Genomic DNA, 12,360 nt, shown 5'->3' with positions numbered 1-12,360 from the left:
CGGGCGAAGCCGGCCCGAGGCGTCCGCGCCCCGGTTGCGCCGCCGTGAGTCAGGCGGCGAAGAACCCCTCGACCTCCGCCTCGAGGCCGGGCGGATCGAGGCGGACGAGGCCGTCGCGCACGATCAGCGTCTCGATCGCCCCCGCAAGCCCGCGCTTCCGCCAGATCATCACCCGCCGGTCCGGGTCGAGAATCAGATAATGCTCGACGCTCGGCAGCGAGAAATAGCCGTCGAGCTTCGCCCCGTGGTCGTCCGCCGCCGTGCTCGGCGACAGGACTTCGACCACGATCACGGGATTGGGGATCTCCATCGTGTTCAGGTCGGGCGGGCAGGGGCAGACGACCAGCGCGTCCGGCTCGAACGCGGTTCGCGCGTTGATCCGGACCGTCATGCCGTCCGGAAAGACTCGACAGGGAAGGCCCCCGCGCTGGACGCCGGCCTTCAGCGCTTCATAGGCGGCGGCTTTGGTCAGGGCATGGATCGCCCGCTCCGGCGCCATCATCACCGGCCGGCCCTCGCGCAACTCCCAGCGGCCGCCCCGCCCCGCCGCCCAGGCGAGGTAGGCGTCGACGTCCATCAGGGTCTCGGCGGCGCGCGACATGCGGACGCTTTTACCACAGACAGGGTCTGCGGCGAAGCCGGCCGTTCACGCCGGCAGCACGCGCCGCGCCAGCTCCACCCAGTAGGCGACGCCGGGCGCGATGGCGGCGTCGTTGAAGTCGTATTTCGGGTTGTGCAGCATGGCGGTGTCGCCGTTGCCGAGGAACACGTAGGCCCCCGGGACCTGCCGCAGGATGAAGGCGAAGTCCTCCGCGCCCATCACCGGCTTCACGTCGTCGCGCACGTTGTCCGGACCCGCCACGGCGCGCATGGCCGCGAGCGCGATCTCGGTCTCCGCCGGATGGTTGACGGTCGGCGGATAGGGGACGCCGTCGCCCTTCTCGACGGTCGCGCGCGCCCCGAACGCCGCCGCCGTCTGAGCGCAGATGCGCCGAAGCTCGGTTTCGATCGTCGTGCCGACGGCTTCCGAGAAGCAGCGGATGTTGCACTTCATCTCGACCCGGTCGGGGATGACGTTGAAGGCCTCGCCGGCGTGGATCGCGGTGATCGACACCACGGCCGGCTCCAGCGGGTCGACGACGCGCGAGACGATCGTCTGCGCCGCCGTCACGATCGCCGCGGCGGCCACGATCGGATCGCGGCAGAGGTGCGGGAACGCCGCATGGCCGCCGACCCCCTCGACCGTGATCACGAACTTGTCGGTCGACGCCATCGCCGGCCCGCGCGCCACCCCGAACGCGCCGATCGGCACCCCCGGCCAGTTGTGCACGGCGTAGGCGCCCTTGACCGGAAAGCGCTCGAGCAGAGAATCGTCGATCATCGCCTGCGCGCCGCCGTAGCCTTCCTCGGCGGGCTGAAAGCAGAACACCAGCGTTCCGTCGAAGGCGCGGGTCTCGGACAAATGGCGCGCCGCGCCGAGCAGCATGGTGGTGTGGCCGTCGTGCCCGCAGGCGTGCATCAGGCCCGCCGCTGCCGACGCGTAGGGCGCGCCGGTCGCCTCGGGAATCGGCAGCGCGTCCATGTCGGCGCGGAACAGCACGCGCTTCTCCGGGCCCGCGGCGGGGCCGCTCGCGCCGTGCAGGAGGCCGACGACCCCAGTCTGGCCGACCCCTTCGACGACCTCGTCGAAGCCGAAGGCGCGCAGCCGCTCCGCCACCAGCCGCGCCGTGCGCTGAACCTCGAAGCCGAGCTCCGGGTTACGGTGAAAATCCTGCCGCCACGCGGTGAGTTCCGGGATCATGGCGGCGATCGAGTTCCTCAGCGGGGCGTTCATGTCGGGGACCGGCTCCGGTGTGATAGACTGTGAAAATCGCCGCGCGCGGCAAGGAGCAGTCTCGCTGCTCGCCGCGCCCGGCGCAAGACACGAAAGCAGGAGCGTTAGCCATGGGCTCGCCGGGGCCGGGGCTGTTGAGCCTCGTTCCGTTCGTCAGCGTCGACCACATGATGCGGATCGTGTGGGACATCGGCCCGGAGCGGATGATCGTCGAGCTCGCCGCCTATATCGAGGAGGATTTCCGCCGCTGGGAGCTGTTCGACAAGACGCCGCGCATCGCCGCCCACTCGGCCGAGGGCGTGATCGAGCTGATGCCGACCAGCGACGGGGCGACCTACGGCTTCAAATACGTCAACGGCCACCCGCGCAACGCCGCCGCCGGCCGGCAGACGGTGACCGCCTTCGGCGTGCTCTCCCACGTCGACAGCGGCTATCCGATGCTGATCTCGGAGATGACGGTGCTGACCGCGCTGCGCACGGCCGCCACCTCGGCGCTGGCGGCGAGGGTCCTCGCGCCGCCGGGCGCGAAAACGATGGCGATCATCGGCAACGGCGCGCAGTGCGAGTTCCAGGCGATCGCCTTCAAGGCGCTCGCCGGAATCGAGGCGGTCAGGCTCCACGACATCGATCCGAAGGCGACCGCCAAGGCCGCGGCCAATCTCGCCGGCTCGGGCCTCGCGGTCGTGTCCTGCCGCTCGAGCGAGGAGGCGATCCTGGGCGCGGACATCGTCACCACCTGCACCGCCGACAAGCGCTTCGCCACCATCCTCACCGACAACATGATCGGCGCGGGGGTGCACCTCAACGCGATCGGCGGCGACAGTCCGGGCAAGACCGAACTGCATCGCGACATCCTGCTGCGCTCCGAGATTTTCGTCGAATACGCGCCGCAGACCCGGATCGAGGGCGAGATCCAGCAGCTCGACCCGTCCCATCCGGTGACGGAGCTGTGGCGGGTGCTGACGGGCCTCGCGCCCGGGCGGCGGGACCGGGCGCAGATCACCCTGTTCGACGGCGTCGGTTTCGCCATCGAGGACTTTTCCGCCCTGCGCTACATCCGCGACCAGATCGGCCGCACCGGCGAGTACGTCAACCTGGACCTGCTCGCCGACCCCGACGACCCGCGCGACCTCTTTGGCATGCTGCTGCGGCACCGGCCGGGGTGATCGGGAAGCCGGACGCGGGTTTCGGTCCAGGTAACAAATGGCCCGCCGAGGACGAAGGGCGCATAAGCGAACCGGAGGTTCAGCCATGGTCGATCGTCGTCAATTCCTCGGGTCCCTGTCCCTGGCCGCGTTGGCGGCAACGATCGCGCGGCCGGCGAGCGCCGCGCCGACCTTCGAGGTCGTCCACAGCGATGCCGAATGGCGCAAGCTGTTGAGCGCCGGGCAATATGCCGTGCTGCGCGAGGCGGACACGGAGCGGCCGTTCACAAGTCCGCTGCTCGAGGAGCATCGCAAGGGCGTGTTCGCCTGCGCCGGCTGCGGCCGCGATCTGTTCGACTCCGCAACCAAGTTCGACAGCGGCACGGGTTGGCCGAGCTTCTGGAAGCCGCTGCCCGGCGCGGTGATCGAGACGACCGACCGCAGCTTCGGCATGGCGCGCACCGCGGTGTCGTGCAGCCGCTGCGGCGGCCATCTCGGCCACGTCTTCGACGACGGGCCGCAGCCCACCGGCCTGCGCTATTGCATGAACGGCCTCGCGCTCGCGTTCAGGCCGCTGGCCGGCTGAACGCGACTGGTCTGTCTCCTCCTTGCGGCGTATTCCGCTTCAACGCGAGGTTGGCCGAGCTTCTGGAAGCCACTGCCCGGGGCGGGGATCGAAACCGGAGCGGCCAGACTTCTCCAACCTACAATCGGCGAACAAGTGTAACGTTTGCCCGACTTCATCTCCTCCAAAGTGAAGGCAGCCTCGCCTTCGCTCCGACGCCGTCAGAGCACGAGCGTCACAGAAGCTGGAGATGAAAATGAACCACGAGAACACCCGCGAAGTCCCGGAGCCTGTCCTGAATTGGGCGGCCGACGCTCCCAAGGGCGGCAAGGCTGTGCTGAACCGCGTGCTGAAGGACGGCGCCAGCGTTCCGCTCTTCTTCGCACAGACCCTGATCGCCTCGTTGCGGGACGTGGGCTACAACACGACTACCTCGGCGATCTGCGAACACGTCGACAACGCGATTCAGGCGGGCGCCACCGAAGTTCGCGTCTACTTCAGGCAAACGGGCAAGCAGAGCAACACCGTGATCGACGCTGCTGTGTACGATAACGGAAGTGGGATGGCGCCCAACGTGCTCAAGGTCGCAACCTCGTTCGGCGGCTCCATGAACTACAACAACAGAGCGGGTATCGGACGTTTTGGCATGGGCATGAAGACCGCCGCGTTGAGCATGAGCCCGGTGATGGAGCTTTACTCGTGGCAGGAGCCCAATGCCTATTTCAACATGACCCTGGACGTCGAGGCGATCGGCAAGGAGCGCACCAACACGGTTGAGCTACCCGACCCGACGCTGATGAACGAGCTCCCCGATGAGATCGCCGATTTGTTCACAAAGCCGATGGGTTTCCCCAACAGCGCCGCCGATCAGGAGCTGTTCGTCAACCGCGGCGAGGACCTCGCTGACCGTCTGGGGCGGTCGGGGACGATCGTCTACATGCCGGAGTGCGACCGCCTGACCTACGCCAAAGCCCGCACTCTGGTGGAACACGCGGTGAAGGAGATGTCGCGGGTGTATCGGCGTTCGATCTCCGCTGGGCTCCGCCTTTTTGTCAACAATAGGCTCGTCGAGGCGTTCGACCCGACCTACTCCATGCCGACTGCCCGGCACGCGCGGCTGATCGATCTCCCGACCAAGACGAGCCGGCTGCTCTTCGCCAAGCCTGTCGAGATCCCGGTCCGGGAGCATGGCTCGGGAACCGAGCAGATCATCATTCGCCTTTACCGGCTGCCCATTGAAGAATGGTCGACCTTGCCGCGGAAGGTTCAAAAGAACGATCTGCAGATCTTCAACAGCCTGACCGTGACCATGCTCCGCAACGATCGCGAGGTCTTTGCCGGCGCCATGACCGAGCTGACGACGCGCCACGCGGTCACCCATTGGTATCGCATCCAGATCGACTTCCCGGGTACTCTCGACGAGGCGTTTGGCGTCGCGGCGAACAAGCAGGGCGTGCGGCCCAAGGGATATGTGAAGGAAGCGATCAAGAAGGCGATCGGAGACGACATCACGACCCTCAACGACGAGATCAAGCGCTTCCAGGGTGCGCAGAAGAGCGCGCGCAACGGCGGCCAGCCCAGCGCCTCCGAAGCCCGGGCGACCGAGGCCGACCAGCACCAGGCCAAGCCGCTCGAGCTCACGGCGGACGAAGAGGCTCAGCTCGACGCCAACTTGCGAACTCTGTCGATCGCGCTCCGACGCGATGGCGAGAGCGATGAGCAGGCCTATGAGCGCGTGAAGGCGTCCAGATACCTCATCGAGTTCAAGCACGACGAGTATTGGCCTTTTTATCACGTCGAGCACCGGTTTGGTCGGGTGATCCTTACCATCAACACGGCTCACCCGTTCTTCGAACATCTGTACGAACCGCTGCGTAAGCTCGGAGCCGTCGCCGAAACCGCTGAGGAGGATGCCGTCGATGCTCCCCGCATCGAGGAGCAGGACGGCCCGCTCGTTGCTCTCGAGCTGCTCCTGATGTCGCTCGCCCGCGCCCAGGCCCAGATCGTCGCCAGCAACGAGGAAGCAAAAAAGACGATGGAAACCCTGCGGCGCGAATGGTCCGAGACCTATCGCATCCAGCTCACCGCCTGATCTTCAGGTCCTGCAAGGGGACGCGTTGCCCCCTTGCTTTTGCGTCCCCGCGGACGTATTGTGAATTCGGGCATAATGACGGTGCCCAACGATTTCGACCGCCTCGGTCCGGACACAGCGCTCCGGCCAAGGATCCCGAAAGAGGAAAGCACCGTCGCCCGCCACCCGCAGTCAAGAGCGACTGCACAGAGATGGGAAGACTGACCATGGCGGAGATTCCGCTCTCTTGGCGCGCCTATGCCGCGCATCAATCAAACCTCAATAGCCGCATGTCCGTGGATGCCACTTCGTGGGGCGTGGAAGCAGGGCTGAACCACTTGCTTGAAGGCGGGAATCTCGATACGCCTCCCGACGACGTCGACCGCGTCGTTGCCAGCGCTGCCCGCCGAAGCCGGTATTCCAAATCGCTGCTGGCGAAATACATCATTGTCGGGGATGAAGTTCGCGACGACTCCAGCTACCTTGAGGCGCGGTCGAGCCTGGCTGCGCTCCGACGTTCCATACCGTCCGCCAGTCTTGATCTCCTTGTTGATTTGGCCGCCGGCTTCGAGTTCTTGGACCTGGCCGCCAAGCACGGCGCCACGACCGGGGCTTTGCGGACGCGCGCCGCGCGCGCCCGGCAGACTGCCCGCGCAATAGCATGTTGAGGCGTGGAAAAGTCGCTGCTCCGGGAAACGAGCAAGTGATTCTTGAGAAGAAATAATTGATAAACATAGAAATAGGCCGGAGAGGTTTCCTCAGCGGCCTTCATTTCGAATGTTAAAGCGCAAACAAGTTCACGAATTTTCTCCAATATCTCTCGCCACGAATCATTGTTGGCGTGATTACGCGGTAATTCATTGCTATCTTAATCAAGGGTCGGAATTTCTGAATTGATTCACCTACAATTGAGTGCCGTTTATAACGTACGCTCTCCCACTGATTTACCGGTATATTGAGCGGGCCAATGTCTTATTTCGAATTCGTCCAAACGTTCGCTAATGTTGATCACGACGCTGACACCAAGTTTGCCAGCCCCGTGAAGATTCAGCCGCTGGCCGGCTGAACGCGACTGGTCTGTCTCCTCCTTGCGGCGTATTCCGTCCCGCCAGTCAGCGGAAACCCGGGACACGCGATGCTTCTGAGCGGCGACGACCTCAGCGCGCTCGCGGCGTGGCGCAAGGCCCTGCATCGCGCGCCAGACCTCTCCGGCCGGGAAGAGGCGACGGCGCGCGAGGTTCGCCGCTTTCTCGCGCCGACCCGGCCGGACCGGATCGTTACGGGGCTCGGCGGCCATGGGCTCGCGTTCGTCTACCAGGGCGCCGGGCCGGGCCCGACCGTCCTGCTTCGCGCCGAACTCGACGCGCTGCCGATCGAGGAGGTCTCGACCGTCGCCCACCGTTCGGATCGGCCGGGGGTCGCGCATCTCTGCGGCCACGACGGCCATATGGCGATCCTCGCCGGGGTGGCGCGCGCGCTCGCCGCCGAGCGCCCGAAGCGCGGTCGCGCCGTGCTGCTGTTCCAGCCGGCCGAGGAGGACGGCTCGGGCGCCGAGGCCGTGCTCGCCGACCCAAAATTTTCCGACATCGCCCCTGATTTCTGCTTCGCCCTGCACAACATGCCGGGTCTGCCGCTCGGAACCGCCGCGCTGAAAGCCGGCCCGGTCGCCTGCGCTTCGCGCGGCATGCGACTTACGCTCACGGGGCGGACGGCGCACGCCAGCATGCCGGGGCAGGGCGTGTCGCCGATGGCGGCGCTCGCCGCGCTGATGCCGGCCCTGACCGCGCTCGGGAAGGGCGGCTCCCTCGACGAGCGCTTCGCCATGGTCACCGTCACCCACGCCGAGATGGGCGCGCGCAGCTTCGGCGTCGCGCCGGGCGAGGCGGAAGTGTGGGCGACGCTGCGGGCGCTGACCGACGCGCGCATGGAGCGGCTGCGCGCCGCGGCGGAGGCGCTCGCGCGGCGGCTCGCCGATGCGGAAAGCCTCGCGACGACAATCGGTTATTCCGACGCCTTCGCGGCCTGCGTCAACGCCCCCGCGGCGGTCGCGCGCCTCGCCGCCGCGCTGGATGCGGAAGGCGTTCCGCGCGGCGAGGCCGGCCAGCCCATGCTGGCGTCCGAGGACTTCGGCGTGTTCGGCCGCGTGGCGCCGTCGGCGCTCTTTCTGCTCGGCGCCGGCGAGGACCGTCCCGGCCTGCACAATCCCGACTACGACTTTCCCGACGCGCTGATCGGGATCGGCGCGCGGGTCTTTTTGCGCGTGCTGTGCGACCTTCTCGGCTGAGCGCCCATGGCGTCTCCCGGGCCGGGTGCACGAGCGGCGGTCGCGGCGCTCAACGGGAGGGCGCCCGTCTCGGGCGCCCCGGCGGCGGGACGCCGTCGCTCCCAGGGCGCGCCCTGTCCCCTCCTCGCGGACAACCAGGTCGGGAATTGCCGTCCATGAAGCCTTCGGCGGGCGGGCGGCCTTCCGCGTTCAGCCGGGGCGCCCGGGTTGCGCCCGACCGCGGGTTCCGCCCGGCGCCGCGCCGCGGTGTTTTTTCAGCCGGTATTCGAACTGGCCGCGTCCCATCTTGAGCAGACGCGCGGCGGCGGACACATTGCCGCCGTTGCGCTCCATCGCCAGGCTCAGCAGATCGGCTTCGAGCGCTTCGAAAGACTGGAAATCCTCGAGAACGGCTTCGGCCAGCCGGCCCTTGGCCGGTTGGGGGGACATCGCGCCGGCGCCGCCGGCGGCGGCCAGCGCGCCGTCCTTGTCGAGGTTGAAGACGGTGAAGTTGAGCGTTTCGCCGCCCCTGAAGAGATGACGCACATCGATCGGCGCGCCTTCGTCGCACAGGATCACGGCGCGCTCGATCAGGTTTTCCAGCTCCCGGACATTGCCCGGCCAGTCGTAGAACCACAGCGCGCGATGCGCGCGGCGGGTGAAGCCGGCGATCCGCTTGCCCAGGCGGCTGGCGAAGCGCTGGGTGAACAGCGACACCAGCAGGGGAATGTCCTCGCGCCGATCGCGGAGCGGCGGGATGGAAACCGGATAGACGTTCAGCCGATAGAACAGATCGGCGCGGAAGCGCTTTTCCGCGACTTCGGCCCGCAGGTCCTGGTTGGCCGCCGCGATGATGCGGACATCGACCTTGCGCACCCGGACATCGCCGACGCGCTCGATCTCGCGCTCCTGCAGGACGCGCAGCAGCTTGCCCTGCGCCGGCGCGGGGAGGCTGGCGATCTCGTCGAGGAACAGCACGCCGCCGTCGGCGCGCTCGAAACGGCCGGGACGGGACCGGTCGGCGCCGGTGTAAGCGCCCTTTTCGACGCCGAACAATTCGGCCTCGACCAGCGCCTCGGGAATGGCCGCGCAATTGACCGCGATGAACGGCTTGTCCGCGCGCGCGCTCATGCCGTGCAGCGCGCGGGCGAAGCGCTCCTTGCCGACGCCGCTCTCGCCCAGGAACAGGACCGTCGCGTCGGTCGGCGCCACGCGCCTGACGAGGTCGACGGTCGCCTTGAATCCCGCCGACGCGCCGATGAAATTGTCGAGGACGCCGGTGCGGTCGGCGCCGGCGACACGGCCGGGCGGGGCGGCCTCGAGTTGCACGAAGCCTGTGTCCTCCTCGTCGAAATTGCGCCAGTCGGACAGGGCGCGTCCGACCACGCGGCACCGGCTGTGGCCCATCGCGGTGCATTCGAGCTCCCGCCACAGGATCGGCATGCCGGTGACGGCGGTGCAATAGCCGTTGGCGTAGCCCACCATGATCCAGCAGGCCGGCTCGCCGCTGAGGCCGGCGTGATCGAGTTGCGCCTGCGCTTCGAACGACGAGGACCAGAAGTAGTCGCCCCAGAAGGCGCCGCGATCGCCGTCGCACACCATGGCGTCGATCGGGTGATTGAGAACGAAGCCCTCCATTTCGCGCAGGCGCGGACCCATCCCCAGCAAATCTTCCACCGGACGGTCGCGGTTGGTCTCACGGATCCGGACGCCGTCCTCGAACCCCTGCTGGTAGCCGAGACGGGTCAGGATCTCGCGGGCGGCGGCGCCGCCGAGCCGCTCGATCAATTCGCGCCGGAGCGTGGCCATCGAGGCGGCGTGAAACAGCAGCATCCGCTGCCCGTAGAGAAAGATATGGCCGTCGTCGGGCGAGAAATGCAGCTCCTCGCGCATCGCCGGATCGATCCCGCCGGAACGGCGCGCGGCCCCCGGCGCGATGTCGCGCTCGCTCGCGGCGGCGGCGGCCGCATGACCGCGCCGTCCGCCTGGACGATGCCCCGACATTGCCTGTCTTTCCTCCCGCATGCCTGACGGAAAGAGTTTCATGAAATGAGGAATTAGAAAAGACGATATTTCTCCAAATATCGATAAATGCGCGCGAACGGACCGGGCGGCCGGCTGGGCCGGAAGCTAACTAATTGTTTTCATGAGAAAAACTCGCTTGGCACGGTTCTCGCAATTCCACGGATCAGCGGACGCAGAGTTCTCGCGAACGGGAACACATCGTCGCGACGCGGTCCGGGAGGAGCGGCAATGGGAATGGTCAGCGCAGCCGTCGAGGCCGATTGGCTCACTTTGATCGTCGCCGAAAAATCTGACGAGGCGGACGGAATCGTCCGGCTGGTTCTACGCAACGAGGGCGGCGCGGCGTTGCCGCCGTTCGCCGCGGGGGCGCATATCGAGGTCGAAGTTGCGAACGGCGAGCGGCGCTCCTATTCGCTGTGCAACGGCCCGCACGACGCCGGCGGGTACGAAATCGCCGTCCTGCTGGAGCCGAACGGGCGGGGCGGCTCGCGTCACATGCACGAACGGGTCGAACGCGGCGATCGGCTGCGCGCGAAACCTCCGCGCAATCTCTTTCCCCTGGCCGAGGACGGTCACAGCCTGCTCGTCGCCGGAGGCATCGGCATCACGCCGCTGCTGGCGATGGCCGAGCACCTGGCGCGGGCCGGACGCAGTTTCGATCTCCATATCGCCGTCCGCTCCCCGGCTCGGGCGGCCTTCCGTCGACGGCTCGCGGCCGCGCCGTTCGCCGCGCGCGTCCATTGGCATTTCGATGACGGCGCGCCGGAGCAGGCATTCGATCTCGAGCGCATTTTGGCCGAGGCGCCGCCAGCCAGCCGGCTCTACGTCTGCGGGCCGACCGGATTCATGGACGCCGTGCTCGGCGGCGCGCGCGCCGCCGGCTGGCCCGACACGCGCCTCCACTGCGAGTATTTCGCCGCTGCCAGCGGCGACCACTCCGCTGACGGGGCGTTCGATCTCTTCCTGGCGAAGACCGGCCGGACCATCCGGGTTCCGGCCGGCGCGACCGCGGCGCGCGCCTTGCTGGACGCCGGGGTCGACATCCGGCTGTCCTGCGAACAGGGCGTCTGCGGAACCTGCCTGCTGCCGGTGATCGAGGGCGTTCCCGACCATCGCGACCACTACCTCGGCAAGGCGGAACGCGCCGCCAATCGCCTGTTCGCGCCCTGCTGTTCGCGGGCGAGAACGCCCCGACTGACCCTGGATTATTGACGAGATCGGACGACCCCGGCGTCCGTTCGCGGCCCATCCGCCGCGGGTTTGACGGGGGCTTTCGCGCGAGCCCGCAGACACGAGGCTTTCGCGAAGCGGTTCAAAACGGAGGGAAACGCCATGAATACCCATGTGAAAGTCGACGAGGACCAGACGGCGCAAGCGCGGCGGCCATTTCTGCTGAAGGCGTGGTACGCCGCCGCGCTCTCGACCGAAATCGGACCGGAAGCGCTGTTTCACCGCAAGCTGCTCGGTACGAACGTACTGATCTATCGCAAGCAGGACGGAACCCCGACGGCGTTGCAGGACCGCTGCCCTCACCGTTTCGCGCCCCTGCATCTGGGCAAGCGGATCGGCGACGAGGTGTCGTGCATCTATCACGCCCTGCGGTTCGACGCCGGCGGCGCCTGCACCCATAATCCGCACGGTTCGGGCGTCATTCCCAAGGCGGCCAAGGTCCGCACCTATCCGCTGGTCGAGAAATACGGCTACATCTGGATCTGGATGGCGGAGGAGGCGCCCGACTATGCGCTCTTGCCCGACTACAGCCCGCTCGACCGCGGCCACCCCAACGGGGTTGGCCATACCTACATGTATCTGAAGGCGAATTACGAGCTGATCATCGACAACGTGATGGACCTGAGCCACATCGACCATGTCCACGGCGAGATCATCACCACGCGCGGGCAGCTTTCCCCGATCGTGCCGGCGGTCGTCGAAGGCGAACGCACCGTCAACGCGCGCTGGGAATGGAAACAGACCCCGGCGATGCACATCTTCTCGAAGTTCATGCCGGATCCGGAAGCGGAAGCGCGGATGTTCTTCGACATCACCTGGCACCAGCCCGCCAACATCCAGTTGTCGGTCGGCGCCATCCAGGGGCCGGGCAATCTGGACCTGGTCGACTGTGTCGCCCAGTACGACCTGCATACGACCACCCCGGAAACCGAAACGACGACCCACTACTGGTTCTCGACCCGCCGCAATCACATCGAGGAAGACGGCGACTTCAACGCCTTCAAGATTCAGGCGATGCACAACGCCTTCGTCGACGAGGATTTCCCGATCATCGAGGCGACCCAGCTCGAGATGCAGACGAACGACTTCTTCTCGCTCGATCCGGTTCTGATGAGCAACGACATCGCGCCGGTGAAGGTGCGCCGTCTCCTCCAGAAGCTGATCGAGAACGAGAACGGCGGCGCCTAGTTCGTCCCGGGACCGGGGAGGCGGCGCCGTCCGACGATC

10 protein-coding genes are annotated in these 12,360 nt (G+C 67.0%); 7 read left to right on the top strand and 3 right to left on the bottom strand.

Annotated features, from left to right (window positions below; genetic code table 11):
- Positions 1–49: 49 nt before the first annotated feature.
- On the bottom strand, positions 50–601 hold the full coding sequence (locus tag DFR50_RS18215) for a Uma2 family endonuclease (protein ID WP_245427937.1): 552 nt from the start codon (positions 599–601) through the stop codon (positions 50–52).
- Between the two features lie 45 nt (positions 602–646).
- Positions 647–1,834 carry a M20 aminoacylase family protein gene (locus tag DFR50_RS18210; RefSeq protein ID WP_113890691.1) on the bottom strand — a complete coding sequence of 396 codons (1,188 nt, stop codon included), beginning with the start codon at positions 1,832–1,834 and terminating at the stop codon, positions 647–649.
- A 110-nt stretch (positions 1,835–1,944) separates the two neighbouring features.
- Between DFR50_RS18210 and DFR50_RS18205 the strand changes: the two genes are divergently transcribed.
- The 5 genes from DFR50_RS18205 (at position 1,945) to DFR50_RS18185 (ending at position 7,899) form a co-directional block, all read left to right on the top strand.
- On the top strand, positions 1,945–3,000 hold the full coding sequence (locus DFR50_RS18205) for an ornithine cyclodeaminase (RefSeq protein ID WP_113890690.1): 1,056 nt from the start codon (positions 1,945–1,947) through the stop codon (positions 2,998–3,000).
- A gap of 85 nt (positions 3,001–3,085) precedes the next feature.
- Complete coding sequence (msrB, locus tag DFR50_RS18200; protein ID WP_113890689.1) at positions 3,086–3,565, top strand: peptide-methionine (R)-S-oxide reductase MsrB; 480 nt, start codon at positions 3,086–3,088, stop codon at positions 3,563–3,565.
- 235 nt (positions 3,566–3,800) lie between these two features.
- Positions 3,801–5,636, top strand: a complete 1,836-nt coding sequence (locus DFR50_RS18195; protein WP_113890688.1) for an ATP-binding protein — start codon at positions 3,801–3,803, stop codon at positions 5,634–5,636.
- Between the two features lie 206 nt (positions 5,637–5,842).
- Positions 5,843–6,283: a hypothetical protein gene (locus tag DFR50_RS18190; protein WP_113890687.1), complete on the top strand. Its 441-nt coding sequence runs from the start codon at positions 5,843–5,845 to the stop codon at positions 6,281–6,283.
- A gap of 467 nt (positions 6,284–6,750) precedes the next feature.
- The gene (locus DFR50_RS18185; protein WP_113890686.1) at positions 6,751–7,899 is read left to right on the top strand and encodes an amidohydrolase; all 1,149 of its coding nucleotides are present in this window, start codon (positions 6,751–6,753) and stop codon (positions 7,897–7,899) included.
- A 189-nt stretch (positions 7,900–8,088) separates the two neighbouring features.
- On the opposite strand, the gene DFR50_RS33365 is transcribed toward DFR50_RS18185, so the two are convergent.
- Positions 8,089–9,882 (bottom strand): sigma-54-dependent Fis family transcriptional regulator, encoded by a 1,794-nt coding sequence (locus tag DFR50_RS33365; protein WP_210208962.1) that lies wholly within the window; start codon positions 9,880–9,882, stop codon positions 8,089–8,091.
- A 249-nt stretch (positions 9,883–10,131) separates the two neighbouring features.
- On the opposite strand from DFR50_RS33365, the gene DFR50_RS18175 reads away from it, so the two are divergent.
- Entirely contained in the window at positions 10,132–11,115 is a 984-nt protein-coding gene (locus DFR50_RS18175) for a PDR/VanB family oxidoreductase (RefSeq protein ID WP_210208961.1), read from the top strand.
- A 120-nt stretch (positions 11,116–11,235) separates the two neighbouring features.
- Positions 11,236–12,321, top strand: coding sequence for an aromatic ring-hydroxylating oxygenase subunit alpha (locus DFR50_RS18170; protein WP_113890685.1), 1,086 nt, complete (start codon positions 11,236–11,238; stop codon positions 12,319–12,321).
- Positions 12,322–12,360: the final 39 nt, after the last annotated feature.

The organism is Roseiarcus fermentans, assembly GCF_003315135.1.
In the GTDB taxonomy this organism is placed as follows: Bacteria; Pseudomonadota; Alphaproteobacteria; order Rhizobiales; family Beijerinckiaceae; genus Roseiarcus; species Roseiarcus fermentans.
Note: the sequence above shows the minus strand (reverse complement) of the source record. Positions and strands in the feature narration are given on the sequence as shown.

Bases quoted from the DNA above. Each gene is read 5' to 3' on its own strand.
- DFR50_RS18185 (WP_113890686.1), top strand. From the start codon at position 6,751: ATGCTTCTGAGCGGCGACGACCTCAGCGCGCTCGCGGCGTGGCGCAAG.
- DFR50_RS18215 (WP_245427937.1), bottom strand. From the start codon at position 601: ATGTCGCGCGCCGCCGAGACCCTGATGGACGTCGACGCCTACCTCGCC.
- DFR50_RS18195 (WP_113890688.1), top strand. From the start codon at position 3,801: ATGAACCACGAGAACACCCGCGAAGTCCCGGAGCCTGTCCTGAATTGG.
- DFR50_RS18205 (WP_113890690.1), top strand. From the start codon at position 1,945: ATGGGCTCGCCGGGGCCGGGGCTGTTGAGCCTCGTTCCGTTCGTCAGC.
- msrB (WP_113890689.1), top strand. From the start codon at position 3,086: ATGGTCGATCGTCGTCAATTCCTCGGGTCCCTGTCCCTGGCCGCGTTG.
- DFR50_RS18175 (WP_210208961.1), top strand. From the start codon at position 10,132: ATGGGAATGGTCAGCGCAGCCGTCGAGGCCGATTGGCTCACTTTGATC.
- DFR50_RS18170 (WP_113890685.1), top strand. From the start codon at position 11,236: ATGAATACCCATGTGAAAGTCGACGAGGACCAGACGGCGCAAGCGCGG.
- DFR50_RS18190 (WP_113890687.1), top strand. From the start codon at position 5,843: ATGGCGGAGATTCCGCTCTCTTGGCGCGCCTATGCCGCGCATCAATCA.
- DFR50_RS18210 (WP_113890691.1), bottom strand. From the start codon at position 1,834: ATGAACGCCCCGCTGAGGAACTCGATCGCCGCCATGATCCCGGAACTC.
- DFR50_RS33365 (WP_210208962.1), bottom strand. From the start codon at position 9,882: ATGTCGGGGCATCGTCCAGGCGGACGGCGCGGTCATGCGGCCGCCGCC.